Annotated in this window: 19 protein-coding genes and 1 pseudogene; 18 read left to right on the top strand and 2 right to left on the bottom strand. The window is 47.9% G+C overall.

Translation table 11 applies throughout. From position 1 onward, the window contains the following. The first annotated feature begins 23 nt into the window (after nucleotides 1-23). Both IEE86_RS16695 and IEE86_RS16690 read left to right on the top strand, forming a co-directional pair. A complete protein-coding gene (locus tag IEE86_RS16695; protein ID WP_191098178.1) occupies nucleotides 24-308 on the top strand; it encodes a hypothetical protein in 285 nt (94 codons plus the stop codon). A gap of 96 nt (nucleotides 309-404) precedes the next feature. Beyond that, the gene (locus tag IEE86_RS16690; protein ID WP_191098177.1) at nucleotides 405-692 is read left to right on the top strand and encodes a hypothetical protein; all 288 of its coding nucleotides are present in this window, start codon (nucleotides 405-407) and stop codon (nucleotides 690-692) included. Here IEE86_RS16690 and IEE86_RS16685 read toward each other — a convergent pair. Then, on the bottom strand, nucleotides 689-1,234 hold the full coding sequence (locus tag IEE86_RS16685; RefSeq protein ID WP_191098176.1) for a tyrosine-type recombinase/integrase: 546 nt from the start codon (nucleotides 1,232-1,234) through the stop codon (nucleotides 689-691). The genes IEE86_RS16690 and IEE86_RS16685 overlap by 4 nt on opposite strands. A 102-nt stretch (nucleotides 1,235-1,336) precedes the next feature. On the opposite strand from IEE86_RS16685, the gene terL reads away from it, so the two are divergent. From terL to IEE86_RS16655, 6 genes are all read left to right on the top strand, one after another. Then, the gene (gene terL, locus IEE86_RS16680) at nucleotides 1,337-3,103 is read left to right on the top strand and encodes a phage terminase large subunit (protein ID WP_191098175.1); all 1,767 of its coding nucleotides are present in this window, start codon (nucleotides 1,337-1,339) and stop codon (nucleotides 3,101-3,103) included. Nucleotides 3,104-3,120: 17 nt separating this feature from the next. Further along, a complete protein-coding gene (locus IEE86_RS16675) occupies nucleotides 3,121-3,546 on the top strand; it encodes a phBC6A51 family helix-turn-helix protein (protein WP_099496794.1) in 426 nt (141 codons plus the stop codon). A 3-nt stretch (nucleotides 3,547-3,549) separates the two neighbouring features. Then, nucleotides 3,550-5,151 (top strand): phage portal protein, encoded by a 1,602-nt coding sequence (locus tag IEE86_RS16670; RefSeq protein WP_191098174.1) that lies wholly within the window; start codon nucleotides 3,550-3,552, stop codon nucleotides 5,149-5,151. Next, nucleotides 5,151-5,981, top strand: coding sequence for a phage minor capsid protein (locus IEE86_RS16665; RefSeq protein WP_191098173.1), 831 nt, complete (start codon nucleotides 5,151-5,153; stop codon nucleotides 5,979-5,981). Before IEE86_RS16670 ends, IEE86_RS16665 begins: the two co-directional genes overlap by 1 nt. Before the next feature lie 63 nt (nucleotides 5,982-6,044). After that, nucleotides 6,045-6,728, top strand: a complete 684-nt coding sequence (locus IEE86_RS16660) for a phage scaffolding protein (RefSeq protein ID WP_191098172.1) — start codon at nucleotides 6,045-6,047, stop codon at nucleotides 6,726-6,728. Between the two features lie 56 nt (nucleotides 6,729-6,784). After that, entirely contained in the window at nucleotides 6,785-7,876 is a 1,092-nt protein-coding gene (locus tag IEE86_RS16655; RefSeq protein ID WP_191098171.1) for an SU10 major capsid protein, read from the top strand. 132 nt (nucleotides 7,877-8,008) lie between these two features. On the opposite strand, the gene IEE86_RS19575 is transcribed toward IEE86_RS16655, so the two are convergent. Further along, complete coding sequence (locus IEE86_RS19575) at nucleotides 8,009-8,134, bottom strand: hypothetical protein (protein WP_263479584.1); 126 nt, start codon at nucleotides 8,132-8,134, stop codon at nucleotides 8,009-8,011. Nucleotides 8,135-8,168: 34 nt separating this feature from the next. On the opposite strand from IEE86_RS19575, the gene IEE86_RS16650 reads away from it, so the two are divergent. The 10 genes and pseudogenes from IEE86_RS16650 to IEE86_RS16605 all read left to right on the top strand — a co-directional run. Continuing rightward, the gene (locus IEE86_RS16650; protein ID WP_191098170.1) at nucleotides 8,169-8,555 is read left to right on the top strand and encodes a hypothetical protein; all 387 of its coding nucleotides are present in this window, start codon (nucleotides 8,169-8,171) and stop codon (nucleotides 8,553-8,555) included. Then, the gene (locus IEE86_RS16645; RefSeq protein WP_191098169.1) at nucleotides 8,556-8,894 is read left to right on the top strand and encodes a hypothetical protein; all 339 of its coding nucleotides are present in this window, start codon (nucleotides 8,556-8,558) and stop codon (nucleotides 8,892-8,894) included. It abuts the gene before it with no gap. Next, on the top strand, nucleotides 8,891-9,301 hold the full coding sequence (locus IEE86_RS16640) for a hypothetical protein (RefSeq protein ID WP_191098168.1): 411 nt from the start codon (nucleotides 8,891-8,893) through the stop codon (nucleotides 9,299-9,301). Before IEE86_RS16645 ends, IEE86_RS16640 begins: the two co-directional genes overlap by 4 nt. After that, nucleotides 9,301-9,675: a minor capsid protein gene (locus IEE86_RS16635; RefSeq protein ID WP_191098167.1), complete on the top strand. Its 375-nt coding sequence runs from the start codon at nucleotides 9,301-9,303 to the stop codon at nucleotides 9,673-9,675. The genes IEE86_RS16640 and IEE86_RS16635 overlap by 1 nt, the downstream gene beginning before the upstream one ends. 42 nt (nucleotides 9,676-9,717) lie before the next feature. Further along, a complete protein-coding gene (locus tag IEE86_RS16630) occupies nucleotides 9,718-10,260 on the top strand; it encodes a hypothetical protein (protein ID WP_191098166.1) in 543 nt (180 codons plus the stop codon). A 57-nt stretch (nucleotides 10,261-10,317) separates the two neighbouring features. Then, nucleotides 10,318-10,701 carry a hypothetical protein gene (locus IEE86_RS16625; RefSeq protein WP_191098165.1) on the top strand — a complete coding sequence of 128 codons (384 nt, stop codon included), beginning with the start codon at nucleotides 10,318-10,320 and terminating at the stop codon, nucleotides 10,699-10,701. A gap of 329 nt (nucleotides 10,702-11,030) precedes the next feature. Further along, nucleotides 11,031-13,817 (top strand): phage tail tape measure protein, encoded by a 2,787-nt coding sequence (locus IEE86_RS16620; protein WP_191098164.1) that lies wholly within the window; start codon nucleotides 11,031-11,033, stop codon nucleotides 13,815-13,817. A 15-nt stretch (nucleotides 13,818-13,832) separates the two neighbouring features. Continuing rightward, nucleotides 13,833-15,260, top strand: a complete 1,428-nt coding sequence (locus IEE86_RS16615) for a glucosaminidase domain-containing protein (protein WP_191098163.1) — start codon at nucleotides 13,833-13,835, stop codon at nucleotides 15,258-15,260. A gap of 11 nt (nucleotides 15,261-15,271) precedes the next feature. After that, nucleotides 15,272-16,663, top strand: a complete 1,392-nt coding sequence (locus IEE86_RS16610) for a phage tail protein (RefSeq protein WP_191098162.1) — start codon at nucleotides 15,272-15,274, stop codon at nucleotides 16,661-16,663. A gap of 447 nt (nucleotides 16,664-17,110) precedes the next feature. After that, nucleotides 17,111-17,967, top strand: a pseudogene (locus IEE86_RS16605) (right-handed parallel beta-helix repeat-containing protein); the annotation flags it as partial.

The following is a 17,967-nucleotide window of genomic DNA, read 5'->3' as shown; positions in this document are numbered from 1 at the left end:
AATCATACGGGGAGGACGAATAGATGACGAAGTATCGCAAAAAGCCGGTCGTAGTCGAAGCGGTTCTTTTTGAGAGCGGTATGGAAGACGGGTACGCTAGTTATCCGGTGTTTTCGGACAAATTAATCGGGTTTTATCCGAAAGGCGGACCTATACCTAAAGCGAATAATAAGCCGGCGATCAAAACGCTTGAAGGTTGGTACGAGGTTGAAGTCGGTAAGCACTATATAGTTACCGGTGTTAGAGGCGAGCGCTATCCGGTTGAAAAAGAGATATTTGAAGAGACATACGAAAAAGTTATAGACTAACACGCAATCAGAACGAGGCTTCCGGTCAGCGCCGGAGGTCTTTTTGTGCTTGCGTTCAAATACGCAGCAATAAAACGGACAAAGGGGATGACGTGAATGGCGGAAAACAAACGCGAATCAGTCGGCAATTTAAACGTAAAGGTGGACGTAGATGTTTCGGAGGCTATCAAAGGCCTCAAAGCGGTCCAGCGCGCAGCAAAAGACGCGACGAAATCGTTGGCTGAGTTAGAAGCGGCGATGAAAGGATATGAAAAGGCGCAGAAAAACGACAGATTGATCGGAGTAGACGTAGGAACTGTCGGCTATGACACATCTGCGGTACATGCGGGTCGTAATAGATTAATCGGATACGGAACTTTACCGGCAAAAAGCACCACGACTTAAATCGCGATGCTCTCGTATGCGTCCGAAATCTCATCGGCTGTGATACCAATATACTTTAACGTATCTTTTTCGGAAGAGTGCCCGAGAATCGCCATGATACGGTCGACTGCGATATCCATTTCATACAAACGGTAGCCGAACGTTTTTCTAAGCGTATGAGTACCGATATTGCCGATCTTTTTAGCGATTTCGGCGCGATCGGCTGCTTCGTTAAGAATGCGGTATGCTTGAACGCGACTAATCGGCTTAGCGCCTTTCCGGCTTGCAAATACGTAGTCATCGTCGGCGCCTTCGAGGTCATTGACGAGTTTTTTGACGGCGGGCGAGAACGTAATGACACGCGTTTTGCTGCGCTTGGCTTCGGTTATTTTAAGAGACGTTTGGCCGCGAAGATCGCCGACCTTAAGTGAAAGTAAATCGGAGATTCTCAGCCCAAAAGCCGTCCCTAATTGTAATAACAGACGGTCGCGACCGGGTTTGAGGGCGTTTTTTAGTTTATTGAAATCGCGTTTACTTTTGATCGGGTTCACTTCGTTAGCCATACGTTTTCACTCCAATATACTTTAATTATTTTTAAGTTACATTCATTATACGATATCGAATTCGTCAAGTCAACGGAAAATAGACGGGAAGGAGGCGGTAGTTTGGCGTTTATTAACGGAAAGTTTTTGGAACGTGAAGAACGGCAGGCGTGGATAGAGGCCGTAACGGAACGGCTGAAGAAACTGCGCGACATTATTCAGGCGGGCAAGCATACAGAATATCATGTCGATCTTATGCGCAAGGACCGCGACGAACTAATCAAACTGAAACGGGTCCATCGCGCCGAGACCGATATGCTTTATTTCTTCTACGAATACTTTTCGGAAGCACGGAACCCGGGTAATCCGGATAATCTCGTGCCGACGACCGCAGTAGACATGGACGACGCGCCCGACTTTCACCGGAAACTATCGTCTATCCTCGACTCGGTATCTAACCGTAATAAAACGGCTCGTATCGCATGGGCAGCGTCGAGGGGGCACGCAAAGTCGGCTTACCTATCGAACGCGTTTCCGGTGCATGAGATCGTGTATAAAAAGCGCCGCATGATCTTAATTATCTCGGAAACGAACGCCGGATCGATTAAGTTCATTAAGTGGGTCGCCGGTCAGCTTAAATACAACCAAAAGCTACGAGAAGACTTTGGCGAAGTTCTCTACGAACAGAAAACGCGCAACGAAAAAGATTCCGAAACGGCTTTTATTACGACGACCGGCATCAAGATGGAAGCGACGTCCCTCGGAACACAGATCCGGGGTTTCCGTAATGGCTCGCAGCGACCGGACTTAATTCTATTGGACGACTTGGAGTCGCTTGACTCGAACAATACGCCTGAATTGCGTCAGAAGGCGAAGGATTGGCTTAACCAAGATCTTATGCCTGCGGGTGACCCTACAAAAACTGCGTTTATTTTCATGGGAACACTTGTACACTTCGATAGTTTGCTGAACTACGTATTGAACGAACGTCGCGATTTTATTAAGAATAGTTTTCCGGCAATCATCAAGCCGCCAAAGAGAACCGACCTTTGGGCGGAGTTCGAACGTATTTACAAAGAGTACGTGCCAAGCGACGAAGAGGTAGAAGAAATGATGCAGGCCGAATCGGAAGACTCGATGTCTACTCCGAATGCGCGCGCTGCTATCCAATTCTATGAAGAACATAAAGCGGACATGGACGACGGAGCAGAGGTCTTATGGCCCGGACGATTTCCTATAGCTGCGCTGATGATCGAAAAAGTCAATATCGGCACAAAGGCATTCAATACCGAGTTTATGAATAACCCAATTGACGAGGACTCGCAGATATTTAAACCGGAGTCCTTTTCGTATTGGACGGACTTCAGACTTAGCCACAAAGAATTCTCTATCTATATGGGAATTGACTTTGCGATGGGGAAAGAGAAAGGCGACTTTTCCGCGATTGTTACGATAGCAAAACATAAAAAGACTGGAAAAATACACGTCATCGACGCTTACGGAGAACGACTTCACCCTGACAAATTTCTCAAGGTAATTGTCGAGAAAGTTATGGAGTATCAGCCGGATCGTATCGCTGCGGAGTCTCAAAACGCACAAGAATGGTTCGTAGACGCTATCAAACGTGAATTAGCGTTAAAAGGATACCCGTCTACTACACGCGTTTCCAAGATCAATCAGCGGTCTCGGAAAGCGCTACGTATAGAAGCGCTCATGCCACAAATTGAAAAAGGTGAGATCGAATTCCATCGAAGCCAAACGCTTTTACTAGAACAGTTTGAACGGTATGGATCTAATTGGCACGATGATTTACCTGATGCGTTAGAAATGGCGGTGAGTGTCAGTAAACGAGCTAAGACAGTGCTTCAATCGAAGCCTAAGTATATGTAACGGAAGGAGGACGTTAAATGTCGTTAAAAAAGAAACTAGAAGCAAAGCTATCGTATGAAAAAAGGAAAGCGGCCCTTGCATGTGCCATGAATGAAATAATGCCGGAAGACGGAGCGAAGAAAACGCAAGCGGAACTAGCCGAAGAACTAGGTATGTCGCGTATGGGATTATATCGATGGCGAACACAAGATCCAGTCTTTATCGAGTACATGGGCTTACTTGCTGACGAGATGTTAGCGAGTCATCAAGCGGAAGTCTACGGTCAGTTGATGCGCTCAATACGAGGGAAACAGCCGTCGATGAAGGCTATCGAAATTTACACGAAATTAATCGGTAAGTTGGCGGATAGACAGATTATTACGGACAATACATCGGATAATCAAACAATCGAGGATATAAACGCATTAACTAACGAATTAGACGATCTTTTGAAGGAGGAATAAGCGATGGGTTTTACGGACTTATTTAAGCACCGCAACCACGAACCCGACGACGGATCGCATACTAAGACGTACAGTATCATCCGACCCGGCGCACAGTTTCCTCCGGCTGACTCAATTGAACGGCTAGCGAAATATCGACGCATGAAAAAGTTGTTTGAAGGACGACACCGAGACGTCTATGAACGTGCGACCGACATTCTTAAAGATTCGCCGCAGGCCGAGCAGTTAAAAAAGCTGTATATCGCGGTTAATCTTGCCGACATTCTCGTAACGAAACCGGCTGATCTTCTCGTAGGCGAACCGGTTCAATTCGAAAGCGGACTACCCGATGATAGCGAGGAACAAAAAGCGCTCAATCGCTACGTAGAAGAAAACGATATTAATCAGCTTCTTCACGAAAGCGCAACGGCTAACGGATTCCGAGGAGACTCATGGTTTAAGGTGCGCTACGGCTACCGCCAAGACTTTTCGGAGGTTGAGAAGCTCGGCCTACCCGTACCGGCAGATGCCGAAATGGAAGCGATTATTGAACACGTAAGCGCAGGCGCAGTCTTTCCGGAGTTCAGTGTCGGAAACGTCAAGAAGTTAAAAGCGGTCAACATTGCGCAGGTAGAGTGGGTCGAAACCGAGAAGACGGAGATTCCGTTCTTAAACGTTGAACGTCATGTGCCGGGTTATATCCTTTATTCGCGATATCGGTTATACGAAAACGGGGTTGATACCTCAACAGGTACGCACGTATCTGTATTTAAAATCGGCGAACAACTTCCGACAGGTCGCGAAGAAGATATCGAGGAAACACACCTGCCGCATATACCGGTCTTTCATGTCCCGTACAAGTCAATAGACGACGAGTTCTTTGGGATCGGCGGCTTAGAGAAGTTAGAGACGGTATTTGCTGCGATTAACGACCGTTTAGTACAGATAGACTACATTCTATGGAAACATAGCGACCCTACAGCGTATGGTCCGGAGATTCAAGATGAAGGAAACACAGTTCAATTCGGAGGCGCCTATATACCAGTCGGAAAAGAAGATGTAACGCCGGGCTACATGGTATGGCAAGCGCAGCTAGACGCGGCTTTTAAGGAACTCGACGTTCTGTTCAGTAACGTATTTATGATGTCGGAAACGCCGCAATGGCTTTTCGGAACCACGATGTCGGGGGATAACTCGGGCGGAACGGGTACTTCGCATACAGACGGCGCCGCAATCAAAGCGCGCTTCATGCCGATTCTTTCTAAGGTAAAACGAATCCGTGCGCACTATGATAAAGCGATTCGGGATGCGCTATGGACTTGCATGCTCTTAGAAAAGGCGGTCAAACGGATCAAGGTTGATGGCGCTGTTTATCCACGTGCTATTTGGAATGACGGAATTCCGCAGAACGAGAAAGAATGGGCGGAGATCATGCAGATCAGAACGGCAGGTAAGCCGACGCTTGATGTAAGAAGCGCAATCAAGGCGATGGATGACGTTGACGACGAAAAGGCAGACGAAATCATGCGCCGCATTGAAGAAGACGAAACGTCCGCAAATGGCTTTGTAGATGCGTCGATTTTTAATGAACCGGAAGCGCCGCCGGAACCTGAGGACGATGAGTAATGACGAAAGTACCGGCACCTAACTACGACTATCAAACGAAGCAGCTTGCCGGCTATTACCGTTCCGCCATCAAAGACATCCTCGCCGAGCTTGAACGCGTTGATATTACGAACTACCGACGAGCCAACGCGCTTGCTACGCTTCAGTCAATCAGTCGAATCTTATCCGACCTTGATTCAAAGTCGGCACGGTGGGTTAGTGAAAACGTCCCTATCGCTGCGAACGAAGGCGTAATTAATACCCTTGTTTCACTTAAAGTCGCAGAATCGGTCGAACAGGCGGCTCTCATCGTTAAATTTAACGAACTTAATGAGGCGATGGTCTCGGCTGCTATTGCGGATACGCAAGCGGACCTTTTAGCTGTCACGCAGAACGTAGATCGGAAAACAAAAGCCGCAGTCAGGCGAGCCGTTTCCGATTCTATAAAGTACAACATGGCATCGGGCACAAACGGACGACGGACGATCCGAGACGATATCAAAAAGCGCCTCAAAGAATCCGTCATGACTGGAATCGTCGACGCAAAAGGACGACGCTGGAAACCGGAAGTATACGCCGATATGGTGACCCGAACGAAAATGATGCAGACCTACCGCGAAGCAACGAGCAATGAAGCCGTTAGTCGCGGCGTTTTGTATGCGCAAATATCATCGCACGGGGCTTCGGATTATTGCCGTTTTCACGAGGGCGAGGTCATGAAACTAACGATAGATGCGTCGGGCCCTTATTTAACTTACGACGAATTGCAGGCGACGGGCGAGATATTTCACCCGCGATGCAAACACGTATATTCACCGATCAGAAGCGAAGATTTATTGTCCGAACGTTAAGACGTTAAACTAAACGGCTGTTTTATCTAATAGGCGACGGCCTTAAAACGGATGGAGGACGATATGTTTGTAAAACGATTTATGCCGTTATTTGACGCAGATGATCAAGCAGGCGGGGGCCAAGTCGAGGAACCAGTGACGCAGCCATCAACCGACGATCAGCCGAAGAAGCTCGAGCTTACGCAAGAAGAATTAGACGCGATGATTACCAAACGCATTAGCCGTACGGAATCTAAATACGCAGATTACGGAGAGCTAAAAGAGAAGCTAAGCGCGTACGAAAAAGCGGAGCAAGAAAAGGCAGACGCAGAACTGACGGAACTCGATCGCATCAAAAAGGAACTCGAAGCAAAGTCGGAGGTTGAACTATCACTTACGCAGCAGATCGAGGAACTTAAAAAGGCGAGCGAACAAGAAAAGATTACAAACGCATTCATCAAGTCGGCGACGTCGGCTAATATCGCGTATCTTGACGATGCATTGCGCTTGGCTGATTTAAGCGGCGTATCGGTTGAAGACGGAAAAGTAGTCGGAGTCGATGACGTAGTAAAGGCGCTAGTTGAAGAAAAGCCGTTTCTTATTGCGCAGAAGCCGAAGCCTATCGGTCAAAGTACGAACTCAGGGACGGATAAGATCGACAAAACACCGGATCAGCTTATTAAAGAAGCCGAAGAAAAAGCACGTAAAAGCGGTCGTACAGAAGATCGCGCTGCGGTTGCTCAATTAAAAAGACAGTTAAGAAAATGAGACTCCTTTAATTAGGGGTCTTTTTTAATACAAACAAAAAAGGGGGACATATTTTTATGTCACAGATTTTCTCTAATGATTTGATTGGTAAAACAGAATCGGTACAGGACGAATTACTTCTTTTAAATCCTCATCAAACTCCGTTGCTTGCAATGCTTGGCTTTTCTAACCCAGTAACGCAAACCGAGCACCAATGGTTCGAAGACGAAATGTTTGCGTATGAAGGTAACGTTACTGACGCTGCCGCAGCAGATGCGACCATCCTAAAAGTATCTTCAGTGGAGCCATTCCGTAATGGACACGTTATTAAACTTGGGGAAGAACTAGCGCTTGTTACTGCGGTGAATAAGTCCGCTAAGGAATTAACGGTCGTTCGAGGCTACGCTAACACTACTGCGGCTGCTGTTACTGCGAACGAGAAAGTCGAAGTTCAATTCGTAGAAGGTTCGGAAGGCGCTGACGCTAGACAAGGTCGCTACAAGCCACGTAAGCGCGTATCGAACATTACGCAAATCTTTGACGAAACTGTAGAAATTTCCGGTACTGCTGCGGCTGTTGCCAATTACGGAATCGCAGATATGTACGAGTACGAAAAGCAAAAGAAGCAGCTTGAACTTGCGCTTCAAATGGAAAAAGCGTTCATCGGCGGTATTCGCTATGAAAACGGCTTGGTACGTCAGATGGACGGTATCCGCAGCTTCATTAAAACTAACGTTACTGATCTTGCGGGTCAAGAGCTTTCTCTAGAAGCGATCAACGACGCTGTACAGACGATCTACTCTAAAGGCGGCTTCAAGTCCGGCGGTCAGTACGAAATCATCGTACCTGCGAAACAAAAACGCGTAATCTCTAAATTTGATAAGACGTTAGTCAGACTTAACCAAGGCGAAGCAAGCCGCGGAACTGTTGTTAACTTCTTGACGACTGACTTCGGTGAGTTCCCAGTATCTATTAACGACAACTTGGCGGCTGACGAAGTGCTTATCGTAGATAAAAACCGTATCGCAATCCGTCCTTTACAGACTCGCGATATGAGCCACGAGTACCTCGGCAAAAAAGGCGACTACTTCCAAGGTATGCTTGTCGGTGAGTACACGCTTGAATTCCTTCAAGAACCGGCTCACGCACGCATCAAAGGCGCTAAGTAATAACGGCCCGCACTCGCGGGCTTTACTTTTTTGATAGAACGGAGGTAATGCGGACTTGGCAACGTTTGAATCACGCTATAAAGAATTAACGTTTTATGTTGGAGGCGCACCTCGGAAGTTCTCAGACGGCATCTACACGACTACAGATACGGAAGAGATCGAGGTACTAACCGCACTCGTCGACGCTGTTTGCACGGCTAAAGACGAACCAAAGACGGAGGATAAACCGAAGCCGGCGCCAGCTAAAAAGCCCGCCAAGAAATCCTCCGCAAAATAACAGGAGGTGGGGCGAATGGCGGCTACGGTCGAAGGTGCAAACGAATATATCAATACGATGTTAGTAGACATCGAGGATTGGACCGACGCAGATGACGAAAAGAAGGCGCGGCTACTAAATCGAGCCTCTTCGACTTTAACGCGGGTCTTTCCTAAATACGTCATACCGGACAAAGCGGTTTACGAGTTTGTTAATGTGTTGGCGGTCGCTTACAACGATACGAACCGACTTAACAAGCACGGCATTTCCTCGTTCTCAATAACCGGAGTCGGCTCGTTTAACTATAAGGATACCTTACGAGTTGAAGACGAAGACTTGATTCCGAAAGAATCGATCTCGGCTATCGAAGAGGAAAACGATGTCAAATTCGGCGGCAAGCGAATCAGAAGGACGGTGCTGTAAATGGCGATGTTTCCAATGCGCCAAACGATTACTGTGAAGCGACCGTCTGACGAGCTTGATCGATGGGGAAATCCGACCACAGAAGGCGCCGAGTTTACGCTTAAATGCCGTATCGACGAAGGGTCAACCGCAGTCAAGGCGCGCAACAATGGCGTCATTAAATCCGAAGAGGCCGTCGCATCGGCTCGTATTCTATTAGATCGCCTGGCAGATGTGCGCTATACCGACGTAGTTTCTTATACGAATGAACTCGGAGAAACGATGGAAAAGAGACCGAAAGAAATCAACGTTAAGAGACACATCGACGGTAAGGCGTTATTGACGGAGGTGTATTTATGAGTTTTACGATAGATGCAAGTAGTTTCATAACGGGCATAACCAACGCTAACCGAAGCGCCCTTGAAAGCGCCGCGCAGGCGCTAGGAGACTCCGGCGATGATCTCGGCAGGATTGCGCAGAATATTGCACCGATCGATAAAGGTACCTTACGCGCGAGTATTAAGAAAAACTATAAGCTTGCGAAAGGAAAAGCGGTCGTAGACGTTTCTTTCCGTGCGGTAGAAGGCGGATTCAACTATGCGATATGGACCCACGAAATGGATTACAACCTCGGACCGGCATCGCAAGCGGCGGGCGGCATCGATGGCTACGAAGTCGGAAACAAATACCTCGAACGCCCGTTAAAAGGAAACGCCGAGAAGTACGTACGCTGGATTGCTGAAGGTGTCCGCAGGGGGTTGAGATAATGCGTGTAGGCGAACTTATCGATTTCATTGAGTCGAAAGTAGACGGTAAATATTATGTAAATAAATTTCCGGTAACAGTCGAAGGTGCCGCAATCTCGGTCAAGTTAACGGGTGGATTTCCGACGTCTAAGTACACCGGGCTAAAGCGTCCATCTTTTCAAGTATTAGTTCGAGGCGAAGCTAGAGACGGAATAGGCACGGAAGACAAAGCGTTTGAATTATACGATGCGCTTACGAACGTTACCGAAGTACAGGTCGGCGAAAGCTCAATCGTACAAATGCGATGTAATAACTCTGCGCCTTTGTATTTAGGAGACGACGAATCCGATCGTCCAATATATTCATTAAATTTCGATTGCGTAGAGCGTCCTTAGGGGCGCTTTTTATTTTGCGCAAATATAAAAGGAGGAAAATAGATGGCGGCAGGAATTAGAGGAATTAACGTTCCTATCGGTCCGGCAATCGTCGAGTTTGGCGAAGGCTCCGAGCTGGTTACGTTTGACATCACAAAAGGCGGAATTGTCTTCAAGGCAGAAACGTCGATTCAAGATACGACGGTTGACCAGTACGGGGACACGCCCGTCAAGTCAACGATGAAAGGTCGGAATGCGGAAGTAACGGTACCGTTCGCGCTTCATGACTTAGAAAGATTAGCCGCAGCAATGCCCAATAGTCGACTCGTAAAAGACAGCACGGACCCGGAGAAGATGAAGTTAGTTGTTTCCGGTAAAGCCGGTTTCGATATGTTAGCAGCGGCCAAAAAGCTCGTCATTAAACCGACGGCTGCCGGAACTACACCAAATGATTACATTACGATTCCCCTTGCAGGTGCTATGTCAGATCCGGAATATACGTATAACTCTGACGATGAGCGTATCGCAAATCTGACGTTCAAAGCGTATCCGGACACGGACAACGACGGCGACCTATTCATCATGGGCGACGAAACAGCGGAATAACAACGGAAGGCATCGCTTAGCGGCGGTGTCTTTTTAATTTAGAAAGGAGGTTACGCAATGAGCTTATTTGGTATCGGCACGAAGAAGGTATCAAGCGAACTTACACTCGGCGACAAAACGGTTCAAGTACCGAAACTAACGCCGGTCAAATGGAAGGCGCTATTCGAGGTAGTCGATCGCCTGCCACACTTATTCATCACGGTTCTAAGCACGAGCGGACAGGAGGACTTCGCTTCTACGTTAGTTGCTGCGGCTCAGTTGGCGATGGATGAAGTCGCTAAAATTGTCGCGGTTCTTTCCGGTCTTGACGAAGATTACATTCTCGAAAACGTCGGCACTGACGAAATCATCGACTTTCTTATTGCTGTTGTGGAAAAGAACCGTTTGCAGTCCGTAGCAAAAAACCTGAAAAGCCTTCTTCCGAAAGCACCGACCGAATAACGGATGAAGGCGAGTACACAATCGATGATTATTTGATAGATGCGGCGGTCTTACTAGGCGTTACTCAGCGACAGATCGAGAACGACTATTACATGGTAGATATTCCGAAATTCCTACGTTCAAAGACGAAGTCTAACGCGATTGAACGGCTTTCTATGATATCGACGCTCGTAGGTACTGAAGGGCGTGCTATGGAAGATCGCGACTATCAGCGCATGTTAAAAGACTTGCGCAAACAGGCAGGTTACGTAGATCGCGAAGAATTTGACCGAGATAAGTTCGAGCAATTGCGGAACTTCTTTAAATAACGGAGGAAAGGGGGAAAACGAATGTCGGGTACTACAGTAGGCGAAATCGTCGCAAGGTTAACGTTAGAGTCAAGCCAATTTAGCGCCGGTGTCTCGCAGGCGGAGAACCAAATGCGTCAGATGGGTAATTCGGCTAATTCGCTTAGCAAACAGATGGGTCTCGTACAAACGGCAGCCTTAGCGGTAGGAGGCGCAGTCGTCGCGGGTATTGGCGTATCGGTCAAAACCGCAGGCGACTTCGAGCAAGCGATGGCGAAGGTTAAGTCGATTTCGGGCGCTACCGGACAGGACTTCCAAGACCTTCAGAACGTCGCGCTAAAACTCGGCGAAACGACAAAATTTACGGCAACTGAAGCGGCGGACGGCCTGCGATACTTAGCGATGGCGGGCTTCAGCGTAAAGGATCAGATCGGATCACTACCGGCTGTACTTAACATGGCGGCAGCGGCCAACGTCGACATGGGCGTATCCGCCGACATCGTATCGAATATCATGACGGGCTTCGGAATCGCGTCGTCTGATTCAACATACGCGGTTGACGTATTAGTTAAAACGATGAACACGGCCAACACGGATCTTTTGCAATTAGGCGACGCGATGAAATACGTAGCACCGGTATCTACTGCGTTAGGCTTTAGCTTCGAGGAAACAGCGGCAGCCGTTGCGAAAATGTCCGACGCTGGTATTCAAGGATCGATGGCCGGTACGGCACTACGAGCGGGAATGTTGCGACTTGCCAATCCGGTAGGACGCGCAGCCAAAGTAATGCAGAGATACGGAATCGAAGTCGAAACGGCTGACGGTAAAATGAAGTCGTTGCCGGACATTATCGATCACTTAAATTCGAAGTTTGGAGATCTAGGTCAGGCGGAAAAGACGGCGGCTATCGCGAGTCTTGTTGGTACGGAGGCGGCGTCAGGCTTCGTATCGTTACTTGCGGTCGGTTCGGATGAGATTCGAAGATATACGAAGGCGCTCGAAGAATCAGGCGGAACGGCGCAAAAAGTTGCCGATGAGCAGATGGATAACCTGTACGGATCTTTCGATAAGTTTACGTCGGCGCTCGAAGGCGTAGGCGTGAAGCTCGGTAACGAATTCTTGCCGCACATACGGTCTGTTGTCGATCAAGGAACGAAACTAGTCGGAGTCATCAGCCAAATTAATCCGAGCGTTATAGCTACGGGATTCGCAATGGCAGGTACGTCAGCGGCGATCGCTTTGACGGCTTCTTCGGCGATTAAGCTCGGCTTTGCATTGCGGGGATTGTTCGCGGCGATGGGGCCAGCGGGCTGGATCATAACGGGGCTTTCGGTTCTTGGCGGCTTGCTAGTCGGGGTCAGTGCGGGTTATAAAGCGATGAACACCGTTAGCCTCGAAGCTGCAAACGCGAAGCAAAAAGAAGTCGACGGCATTAATAAGACGATCAAAGAATATGACGGCTTGCAGGCGAAAATGAAGCTTACGAACGATGAGCTTCTGCGTTATTTAGATAACAAGGACGCGCTGGCTAACGAAAAAGATTCGGCGGCGATTAAAAAGCTAAACGCAGAACAAGACGGCCTTCGTAAAAGTTCGGGGCTTACGAATGAGGAGTTCGACCGGTTCCTACAGTTGAACGATCAGATCATCAAGAAGTCTCCGGAAACGGAAGCGGCGTTCTCGGCGCAAGGTAATGCGATAGCGAAGAACACCGAGGCGATGAAAGCGTTGAGTAAGGAGAAGGCGGAAGAAGTGCGCTTAGAGTTAGAGAAGCAGCACTTAATCGCCGAAAGGAATATGGAAGGTCAACTAAAAAAAGAAAAGCAGATACAACAAGAGATCAACAATGTCAGATCAGAGAGAGCTTCAAAAGAAAAGGCAGTATCTGATCAACTTAAGAGAGTCGAAGGTATCGAAAAAAGCATAGCAGAAGCAAAAGATAAAGGGGATAAAGCCACTGCCCAATCGCTTCAAGTTAATCTAGAGCAAGAAAAAAGATTACTTGAAGCTAAACGATCGGAGTTAATTAAGAGTACAGAAATCCTACAGAAAAAGCGAGAGAGTCTAGCGGAAACTCAAAAAGAAATCGGAAAACTTGATCAGGTGAAACAAAAGCAAATAGAACTAGAACTCCGTCAAGTTGGTCTCAACGCGAAAAAGGGTCAAGGCGTGGCCGTACTTAATCAAGAGATTATGAAATTGAGAGATGCACGGTCTAACTTAATTAACAACACGACTGAAGCGGACAAGAAGACGGCCGAGTACCGAGAATCACTCGCAGCCATCGAAAAAGAACTATCGCAGTTAGAGCGGACTAAGAACAAGGTTATCGAAATCACCGGTCAAGCATCGACCATGAACGCAGAACTCAGCAAAGATCTTAGTAAGCGAATTACGATCATCACTAACGACGTCACCCGTAAAACGGAGCGAGCCGTCAGCCGTGGGCGAGGCAACGAAGGTACTTACCACGTCGGGGGCATCGTCGGTAAGCCGGCAGGCAAGCTACACTCAGGCGGCATGGCATCGAAGTTTATCGACCGTCCGATGAGTCACGAAGTTGATATTCGTGCCCTAAGAAACGAGATGGTCTTGACGGAAGCACAGCAGGCGAACTTATTCCGGATGCTAGACGCTGGTCATACGGCTCGGGTTGCGTCAGCAGGCGGCCAAAGTCCGCAAATGCAGGCGAGCCTTTCAAACCTCGCAACTGCTATCGAGTCTCTTAAAGGACTATCGGTGGTCATGGAAGGCGAAGTCGTCGGACGTATCGTCGAGCCTCACGTAAGCAGACGGCAGATGGACGAAATAGATCGAAGCAGTTATTAGGGAGGAGGTGAGCGGTTGAGCAACGCTAGTTTCATTAAGGCAATAGCGCCGGACGCGCAGAAAATATACCGGAATTACAATATACTTGCGTCGCTTGTCATTGCGCAGGGTTGCCTAGAATCCGGCTACGGTAATTCGGGATTGGCTACGAAAGGTAAAAACCTATTCGGCGTAAAAGGTTCGTATAAAGGCTCCTCTATTCGTATGTTGACATGGGAAGTTTATAACGGGCGCAACGTTCAGGTATACGCCGACTTCCGTAAGTACCCGTCATGGTACGAGTCGATGCAAGACCTCGCAAAGCTGTATATCAACGGAACGAGTTGGGACCCGAATCACTACAAAGCCGTTGTAGGTCAGACGAATTACCGAAAAGCAACGAAGGCTCTCGTTAGTGCCGGATATGCAACGGACCCAGCGTACGCAACGAAACTGAACAACATTATTGCGACACATAACCTAACGAAGTACGATACGAAGAAGACAACGGATACTAGTACCGATGTTGATAAGCCAGCGCAGCCAAAGCCTGAACCGTCCGTAGTTGATATAGACGAAAACTTTAATGAAGATGCGTTCTCGCCGGATATTGTTTTCGGGCGATCTTCAGCGATTCCGCGTTCGGATGCAAACTTCCGTATTCAGTATCGCAATGGAACGATTATTGATATGGCGAGGGACTTATCAGTTCTAGTGCGAAGCTTGGTCGTTTCGGCGCCGTCTCCGAATATCACCTACGAAAACATACCGGGTAAAAACGGTTCTTATCGCACAGGCAAGGACTTCGGAAATCGACGTATCTCAGCCGAATGCACGATGTATGCCGAAGACGCAGCCGACTTCTACTTGCTACGCGACGAAATATACAACGCACTTTATAAGGAAGACGAATTTTACTTGGTCGCAGAAGGCAATCCGAAGAAGCGCTGGCGAGTCGAATTAAGCGATAGTTTTGATCCGGAAAGAAGCGGAAGCGTGGCCGATTTTACTCTGACGTTCGAGAGTGCATCTCCTTATTGCGAATCGGTTGGAACAACACAAGATCCGTTTACTTTTGACGCGAGTCTTTGGCAGTTCGGCGAAAACTTAGAGGATACGATTCCGGTCTATAAGCACACGGCAAAGAGCTTCCGTATTTACAATGCGGGGGCTATTCGTATTGATCCGTTAGAGTTGCCGTTTGTTATTTCGTATAAAGGCGCCTCATCTAAGTTAAAGATCACGAACAAAACGACAGGTGATGCGTGGCAATATACCGGGGATACGGCGGCTAAAGAAACGATTATTTTAGACGGGGTCAAGGCGCGTAAAGACGGCGTAAGTATTTTCGGAGATACAAACCGACAGACGATTCGACTCGAACCGGGCTGGAACGAGTTTGTGTTGTCGGGAACGAACGGATCATTCGAAATCAAATTCGATTTCCGATTCTACTATTTCTAGGAGGTGTCGCGATGGAACTACTTATAAAAACGGTAAGAGGCGAAGTCGAGGCACTTACTGACTACGACTGTACAGTACGTGAGACGGCCGAGAATGAAAAGTCGATTGATGTGTCGGTTTTAAGTACGAGAAACAACGATCACTCATTCGGGTTGATCGAGAACGAAAATATACTTGTTTGCGATGGCGAAGAATACGTCATCAAAAAAACGCGACCTGTAACTGCTAACAATACGATTAAGATCGAGGCATCCGGGGTCTATAAGCCGTTAATCGACCTCGCCGATAACTACGTTTACAGTAAGTCCGGTAAGAAAAAGAAGATGACCATAGACGATATGGTTGCGATCGCACTCGAAGGATCGGGGTACTCATACGACATATCCCCGGAAGGACTAGACGCTACGTTCGAACTCGAAGATTTCGGCGATGGTTTCTCTAACGATTTACTACGGGACATTCTCGATAAATACAAAGCGGAATACACCTTCGAAGGCAAAACGGTCGTCATTGCGAAAGAATTGGCTCGCGATACCGACTATCAGATTCGATATAAATTCAATTCCCGAGACGAATCGGTCGAGATCGATACGAGTACGTTGAAGACGTATATCCGCGGTTATGGAAAACAGAACGACAAAACGAAGGCGTATGCGGTAGAGATCGAATACACGAGTCCACTGGCTGAAATCTACGGAATCAAACACGCGGCGCCTATTCGTGATGATTCTTACACCGAAAAGAACGCAGATGAACTAGAGATTCGATTGCAAGAAGAACTAACGGATACGATCGAGCTATCTTTGACGCTGACGTATACGGAGCTTCGACATTTTGGCGTACAAGACATCCGAAAAGGGGATTACGTATGGTGCATGATCGACCCATTTGGAATCAACAAGCGGATTAAAGTTGTCGGGGTTGAGCGTTATTCAGATCCGAATAAATCTCCGGTTTATACATTCGGAAAGCTGAAGCGCGATAGTAAGACGATCATTAAAGGTTTCCGTCAGACGGAGAAGCGCGTATCAAAACTGTTCGATGCGTCCGGAAAAGTAAAAGGGACATCGGTAGGCTCCGGTATACGTATCGGAAGCGATGCAAACTTTGACGACGGATATGACCCGACAACTATTCCGAAGTATGGTCCAGCAACCGCGGTTTCTGACGGCTTGATGGTGTCGAGCGATTATCAGAAGCTACAAAGCATCATAGTTGGTCCGGACGGTAAGCCGCAAGTAGACATGGCAAGCGCATCAAAGGCCGGCCTGATGTCGTCGGCAGATTTTATAAAAATATCGAAGGTCACCGTCAGTTCTTCAGGGGCCAACGTTGATCTTAACAAACTTGTATCGGACATAACGGCGCTAACCGCGAGAGTGGCCGCGCTAGAATCAAAATAAAGGAGGCACTAAATGGCTAACGTATTTTTAAAGCGGATAGCGTCGGCGTGGGATCGTATTGCGCGTAATAACTTAAACGATAACTTCGATAGTATCGAACAGGGTTTTACGAAAACGACCGCCGAGTTAAACGCTCATAAAAACGCATCGCCCGCACACAAGTCCGAGCAAATTCAGCACGGGCTTTTTACGGCTGCTAATCGCCTGGATAACTTAAACGCCCGCTTTGCGAACCTCGTCGTCAATCACGATGGTGAGGACGTCAAGGAAGTTGTTGATCTACGGGTAGCGCTCGACGCATCTACGCATCCGACGGCAAAAGATCGCTTCGACTATGACTTCGCCAAACTAATGAAGAAAATCGAAGACATGGCCGTGTTTGTTTCGTTGCGTCCGTACTTAGAGAAATACGGAAACTTCGACGACGCAATGCAAGCGGCGCTGGACATGTCGAAGTCAACGCCTATTACGCTTGTCGTTCCGCCTGGAAACTATACGCAGACTCGAACGCTTCGCATTTTCAGAAACACGCGACTGATCGTTCAAGGCGGCGCAGTTATCAAACGGAACTTCGTCGGCTCTATGCTAGTCAACGGACTTGAAACGGATAACTTCAGCGGCTATAACGGACACGGAAATATCGTAATTGAAGGTGGCGGAACCTTCGACAGTAATGGCGCCGTAATCAAGCAGCAGTGTTCCGTATTCGGATTCGCACACGCTGACGGAATTATCATTCGAGACATTACCGTTCTTGACGTCGTAGGAGGGCACGCATTTGACTGCGCCGGCAACCAAAACGTTTTGATCGAGAACGTAAAATTTAAAGGATACGCGGATTACGTAGGCGATAGATGGTTCTCGGCAGCCATTCAGCTCGATCTAATGCGTTCATCTGCAAACTTCGGCGCATTCGGATCATACGATCAAACCGTCACAAGAAACATCGTCATTCGCGGAAACTATTTCGGACGTTCAAGCAAACTCGGCGGCTGGGCGCGTGCGGTCGATTCGCATACGAGTACGGACGGCGTTTTATATTCGGTTATCCGCATACTAGACAACGTAATTGAAGATACGACTGAGTACGCAATCAGCGGAAACAAGTGGCATGATACGCGAATCAGCGGAAACAAACTGAATAACTGCGCTTCAGGAATCCGAATCCTATTACCGCGAGTCACGTCGCAGTATACGCAGGATGCAAACGGAAATCCGACCGGTCGCGTCAATAAAACGAAACATCACGTTATCACAGAAAACACGATCACCAACATTACGAAGAATCATGCGATCCAGATCTA

The sequence above is a fragment of the Bacillus crepusculi genome, from assembly GCF_014764715.1.
Classification (GTDB): Bacteria; Bacillota; Bacilli; order Bacillales; family Bacillaceae; genus Bacillus.
This window is presented reverse-complemented; position numbering and strand designations above follow the sequence as displayed.

What these genes read in the sequence shown, in the direction of transcription:
- IEE86_RS16695 (WP_191098178.1), top strand. Translation starts at nt 24, where the DNA reads ATGACGAAGTATCGCAAAAAGCCGGTCGTAGTCGAAGCGGTTCTTTTT.
- IEE86_RS16690 (WP_191098177.1), top strand. Translation starts at nt 405, where the DNA reads ATGGCGGAAAACAAACGCGAATCAGTCGGCAATTTAAACGTAAAGGTG.
- IEE86_RS16685 (WP_191098176.1), bottom strand. Translation starts at nt 1,234, where the DNA reads ATGGCTAACGAAGTGAACCCGATCAAAAGTAAACGCGATTTCAATAAA.
- IEE86_RS16675 (WP_099496794.1), top strand. Translation starts at nt 3,121, where the DNA reads ATGTCGTTAAAAAAGAAACTAGAAGCAAAGCTATCGTATGAAAAAAGG.
- IEE86_RS16670 (WP_191098174.1), top strand. Translation starts at nt 3,550, where the DNA reads ATGGGTTTTACGGACTTATTTAAGCACCGCAACCACGAACCCGACGAC.
- IEE86_RS16665 (WP_191098173.1), top strand. Translation starts at nt 5,151, where the DNA reads ATGACGAAAGTACCGGCACCTAACTACGACTATCAAACGAAGCAGCTT.
- IEE86_RS16660 (WP_191098172.1), top strand. Translation starts at nt 6,045, where the DNA reads ATGTTTGTAAAACGATTTATGCCGTTATTTGACGCAGATGATCAAGCA.
- IEE86_RS16655 (WP_191098171.1), top strand. Translation starts at nt 6,785, where the DNA reads ATGTCACAGATTTTCTCTAATGATTTGATTGGTAAAACAGAATCGGTA.
- IEE86_RS16650 (WP_191098170.1), top strand. Translation starts at nt 8,169, where the DNA reads ATGGCGGCTACGGTCGAAGGTGCAAACGAATATATCAATACGATGTTA.
- IEE86_RS16645 (WP_191098169.1), top strand. Translation starts at nt 8,556, where the DNA reads ATGGCGATGTTTCCAATGCGCCAAACGATTACTGTGAAGCGACCGTCT.
- IEE86_RS16640 (WP_191098168.1), top strand. Translation starts at nt 8,891, where the DNA reads ATGAGTTTTACGATAGATGCAAGTAGTTTCATAACGGGCATAACCAAC.
- IEE86_RS16635 (WP_191098167.1), top strand. Translation starts at nt 9,301, where the DNA reads ATGCGTGTAGGCGAACTTATCGATTTCATTGAGTCGAAAGTAGACGGT.
- IEE86_RS16630 (WP_191098166.1), top strand. Translation starts at nt 9,718, where the DNA reads ATGGCGGCAGGAATTAGAGGAATTAACGTTCCTATCGGTCCGGCAATC.
- IEE86_RS16625 (WP_191098165.1), top strand. Translation starts at nt 10,318, where the DNA reads ATGAGCTTATTTGGTATCGGCACGAAGAAGGTATCAAGCGAACTTACA.
- IEE86_RS16620 (WP_191098164.1), top strand. Translation starts at nt 11,031, where the DNA reads ATGTCGGGTACTACAGTAGGCGAAATCGTCGCAAGGTTAACGTTAGAG.
- IEE86_RS16610 (WP_191098162.1), top strand. Translation starts at nt 15,272, where the DNA reads ATGGAACTACTTATAAAAACGGTAAGAGGCGAAGTCGAGGCACTTACT.